3 protein-coding genes and 1 pseudogene are annotated in these 4,385 nt (G+C 63.7%); 3 read left to right on the forward strand and 1 reads right to left on the reverse strand.

The window, feature by feature from the left end; all coding sequences use genetic code 11:
• Positions 1 to 705 (forward strand): transposase (locus ACIQOV_RS29440; protein ID WP_401053602.1); only part of this gene is annotated, 705 nt, incomplete at its 5' end.
• A gap of 1,283 nt (positions 706 to 1,988) precedes the next feature.
• Positions 1,989 to 3,089 carry a hypothetical protein gene (locus tag ACIQOV_RS29445; protein WP_401053604.1) on the forward strand — a complete coding sequence of 367 codons (1,101 nt, stop codon included), beginning with the start codon at positions 1,989 to 1,991 and terminating at the stop codon, positions 3,087 to 3,089.
• A 145-nt stretch (positions 3,090 to 3,234) separates the two neighbouring features.
• On the opposite strand, the gene ACIQOV_RS29450 is transcribed toward ACIQOV_RS29445, so the two are convergent.
• Positions 3,235 to 3,519: a hypothetical protein gene (locus ACIQOV_RS29450; RefSeq protein ID WP_331768734.1), complete on the reverse strand. Its 285-nt coding sequence runs from the start codon at positions 3,517 to 3,519 to the stop codon at positions 3,235 to 3,237.
• Positions 3,520 to 3,680: 161 nt separating this feature from the next.
• Between ACIQOV_RS29450 and ACIQOV_RS29455 the strand changes: the two are divergent.
• Positions 3,681 to 4,097, forward strand: a pseudogene (locus ACIQOV_RS29455) (transposase); the annotation flags it as partial.
• Positions 4,098 to 4,385 lie beyond the last annotated feature (288 nt).

Genomic DNA, 4,385 nt, shown 5'->3' on the forward strand with positions numbered 1-4,385 from the left:
GAGACCTTAGACAAGCCTCATCGTCCCAGTTCAGAAGGCACTTTCGCATTCCCGCCCACGATCCGGTCCCAGCCCGACGTGAAACGCGGAGGCTACTACGCCGCCTGGCGCGATGAGGGCATCTTTGCCCAACTCAACTACGACCTCACTGGATTGGCCCGGGTGAAGGAAGGACGCAAGCCTGAGCCGACCGCCTCGGTAATCGACACCCAGAGCGTCAAGACCTCCACCAACGTTCCCCTGACCAGCCAAGGAACTGATGCCGCGAAGAAAATCGTCGGCCGAAAGAGAGGCATCCTCACCGACACCATCGGACTCATCCTCGCCGTCACCGTCACCGCCGCGAGCCTGTCCGAGAACGCCCTGGGAATACGCCTCCTCAACCAGGCCAAGAAGACCTACCCAAGCATCTCCAAGAGCTGGGTCGACACCGGCTTCAAGAACGCCGTGATCGAGCACGGCGCACGCTTGGGCATCGACGTCGAGGTCGTCCACCGGAAGTCCGACGTCCCCGGATTTCACGTGGTGAAAAGGCGGTGGGTGGTTGAACGGAGTCTGGGGTGGATCATGCAGCGCCGCTGGCTGGCCCGCGACTACGAGACACTGCCGACCAGCTCCGAAGCCATGATCCACATCGCCTCGATCGACAACCTCGCCAAGCGCATAACGGACGAAACCGCACCAACCTGGCGAGGAACCTACTAGGACATAAAGGGCAAACTACTCTCATCAAATGCCCTCTGAGACCTCGCCCTCTCCGATACGCCCATACCAGACCAACGAGCCGCAAAGCGGGAAGCAACACGTTGTTCCTCCGCAAGCCTAAGGGAGCGGCCCAACCGCTCTCTCTTCTCCCACGGCGCTCCCACCGGTCGCTGTGCCGCCAGCCCGAGGCAGGCAGGCGTCAACACGGTGAACCGCCAGGAGGAGAAGGATGCCGTGACTGCGTTCATGGAAATAGGAACGGAGGTATCACTCGCGGCGCAGCCACTGGAGGGCTGGGACGGCCCGGGAAATCGTCATGTCCGCTTCAGCGGACGCCCCGAGAAACGGGCCTGCCGAGGCAGGCACCTTCCCACGCGGTCGCCCCAACCGCCTCGTCATCACACTCACCTACACCCTGGGCTGCTTCAATGCGCCTGTAGTGCCCGAAGAGGTAGGCGACGAGGATCTTTGGGAGGCGCATCGTGTATGCGCGGCTATTGCGCGACCATGATAGCGTGCTGAGTGGTTAGTGATATTGGGCTCCTCAGCATGATGGGCAGTTCAGAGAATTTCCATAAAGGAACCCTGAAAATTGGTGCCGGCCTGGGTGGAATGCCCGGTGGTCGTTGCGGTGAGGGCAGCGGCAGGCTGAATGCCGGGACGGGCGGGTGTGCTCGTCGACGGGATCTGCGGGTTTGCTGGGTGTCCGCTGGTTCCTTCGAGGGGCGGCGTCCCGCTCGTGGGTGGGCACCAGGGCGCTGACGAGGGTCTCGTCCGCCACCAGATGTCGGCTGGTGCGGACCAGGGTCGGCGAGGGTTGTGGCGGTCGACGATCCCCGTCGGTCGCCGTACGGGATACATCGAAGAGCGGTGACAGCTGGGGCACCGCCGGTTTCGCCCGTAGTGCCCACCAGCAGACCCGGCCCTCCACGGGGCGCCCACACGGTTGGCCGGGCCTGGACGATTCCGGGCCCGGCCTCCGCAGTGCCTCACTGCTGGACAAGCCCCCGGCGGGACTGGTCCGAGCCCAAGTGCAGTTCGGTGAACACCTCGATGAGCCCACGCTGCTCCGCCGGCGCACCCGCACGAAAGCCAGCGCGGACCAGTCGGCAGGTTGCGCGACAACCTTGGCCAAGGGTGTTGTTGAAACGAGAACGAGAAGTTCTTGGTCCGACGAGATGGCAGCGGAAGCGTGCTTGGCGGGTAGGAGCAAATTTGCATCGTCGGACTTGGTCCGATGCGGATGCCAAACCAGTGATGGCTAAGCAGAAGGAGATGCAGAGATGATTGGGCATGCACCGCAACGAAAAGAAAAGTCCGCTCAGGCGGCATCGGCGGCACGAGCCAGGCAGACACGGTCTACCCAATGGCTCGATCTGGCCACGACTCGAGCGACCGAGGAGAATGTCGCGTACCAACAGCGTCGTCGCCTGGTCGAATCGGGTCTAGCATTTCTGGATCCCCTGTACCTGGGCTCCCGTCAGGCGTCAGTGCCTTCACTGCGCGGGGGAGGTGCGGGAGAACTGGATGAGTGGCTTGAGCAAGAAGACAGTAGAATCAGGGCAACCGACAAGCAGTTGTCTATTGCCGAAGACCGAGCGAAAGATGTAGCCCGTGCACTGGATCTTATCTATCCAGGGGCCGAGCAGTACCGGACCGGAAGTGTGGAACACGGGGATGCACTGTCCCCGCTGAACGACGTGGACCTGGGCGTCATTCTCACTGACCGCCCTGATCTAGGGCCGGGAAAAGACCAATCCGGTCCGCAAGAAGAGATGCGGAAGACCGCAGATAGACTCAAGGAGATCCTCGGAAATAAATTCCCGAACCTCACGGTCACCACGGAAGGAAAGCGGTCGATCATCCTCGACTTCGATCCGCAGGCAAATGGAGACTTCACATGTGACGTTATTTTGGCACTACCGGTCGAAGGGGGTGACTTGCTGATTCCCAATACGGATATCCCCGAAGGCTGGGACGTGAACGATCCAATCGGTCATGCCAAGCTACTCAGGCAGGCGAAGATCGAATCAAACGGGTCTCTGCAGCGCACGGTTCGCCTTGTCAAGCACTGGCGAGACCTCCACGGCAAGCCGCTCTATTCGTGGAATATCAAAACACTAGCCCTGGAGACGGGAAGCCAACCGATATCCCCCTTCGAGGGGCTGCTCCGCTTCTTCTCCAATGCGGTCCGCTCGATCATGGAAGGGCCGACTGAGAATCCTGGAAGCATGAATTATCCACCGCCGACCGTCGCCGTGGACCGCTTCGAGGCCACTGCGCTCCTGCTCGAAGCTCGGGACACCGTTGAGCGTGCTCGGATCTTTGCCTCGTACGGTGACATGGATAGAGCCAAGTCGGAGTTGCGGCGGCTTTTCACATAGCAATCCTGTGCTTGACCTGACAGGTCTCCGACCAGTTCGTCGAGACCGGCATGTTACGGATCCACCGGTAGGACTGTTCGCGGTTCAGGGAGGCCTGGCTCTGCCGGGGTAGGACCGTTGGCCAGGCGCTCGATGGAGCGGTCGGTCATGCCGAGCCGCCGCCGAATCGAGCGGCGATTGCGGCAAGCGGCCGATAGGGCGGCCACAGGGTGTCCCACCACCTGGCGCTCGCCGTCAGCGGGCAGCCGTAGGCCGTGCCGGCCACCGTGGTGTCCGGCACGAAGGCCAGGGCGGCCAGGAATCCGGGCTTGCGGGTCTGGGAATGGAACCGCTTGAAAGCCCGGTCGACGTCGGCCAGGGTGGCCTCGCCGTACGGCGGCTCAGTGAAAGCTTCGGCGAACACCAGGCGCCGCTGCTTCTCCAGCAGCAAGATCTGTCGATCCGGTCAGCAGCGCGGGCGATGGCACGCGGTTGGTCCGCGCACCGGAGGCGGCCGATCCGTCGGCCCACACGCGTGGCAGACAGCACCGCGCCGACCTCGACCACGACACGTCTGCGCTCCACGGGGCCATGATGCCCTGTCACCGCGGCCACCGGCTGCGGGACTACGTGCAGGAGCGCCTGTCGGGTCAGGTCCTCTGCGAGGACGGGACGGCGCTCGGGCCGGAGGTCGCGCCGTTCAAGGGGCAGAACAAGCCGCATCGGGGAGACCGCCGGTGGGCCACGGCGTGGAGTCCGGAGCAGATCGCCAACCGATTGAAGGTCGACTTCCCCGATGATGAGTCCATGCGCATCTCGCACGAGGCGATCTACCAGGCGCTGTTCATCGAAGGCAGGGGAGCGCTCAAGCGCAAGTTGGTCACGTGTCTGCGCACCGGCAGGGCGCAGCGGGCGCCCAGGGCCCGATCCCAGCGCAAGGCCTGGGCGCACGTCACGCCCGAGGTGATGATCAGCGAGCGGCCGGCCGAGGCCGATGACCGCGCTGTGCCAGGGCGCTGGGAGGGCGACCGTGCGACACGAAGCTGCACGAGTTTGAGTGGACTGACCGATTGGAGAGGCGGCTGATGAGGCCGTAGGTGCCGTCACGGGTCCGTGTCCGTATGACCCGTCCCCGCCCTTGACGTGCGACGCCGGTAGCGGCGTGGTGCGAAGCTCGGGGGAAAGCCCCAGGGCCGTTGCAAAGTCCTTTGATCTTGTGACAGTGTTGGTCAGGCGATGCCGAGGAGGTCGAGCGGGCGCGTGAAGGGCTCGTAGGAGGCGTGGCGGAGGCCAGCGGCGATGTTGCGATGCCCGGCG

The organism is Kitasatospora sp. NPDC091257, from assembly GCF_044757675.1.
In the GTDB taxonomy this organism is placed as follows: Bacteria; Actinomycetota; Actinomycetes; order Streptomycetales; family Streptomycetaceae; genus Kitasatospora; species Kitasatospora lactacystinica.

What these genes read in the sequence shown, in the direction of transcription:
- ACIQOV_RS29445 (WP_401053604.1), top strand. Translation starts at nt 1,989, where the DNA reads ATGATTGGGCATGCACCGCAACGAAAAGAAAAGTCCGCTCAGGCGGCA.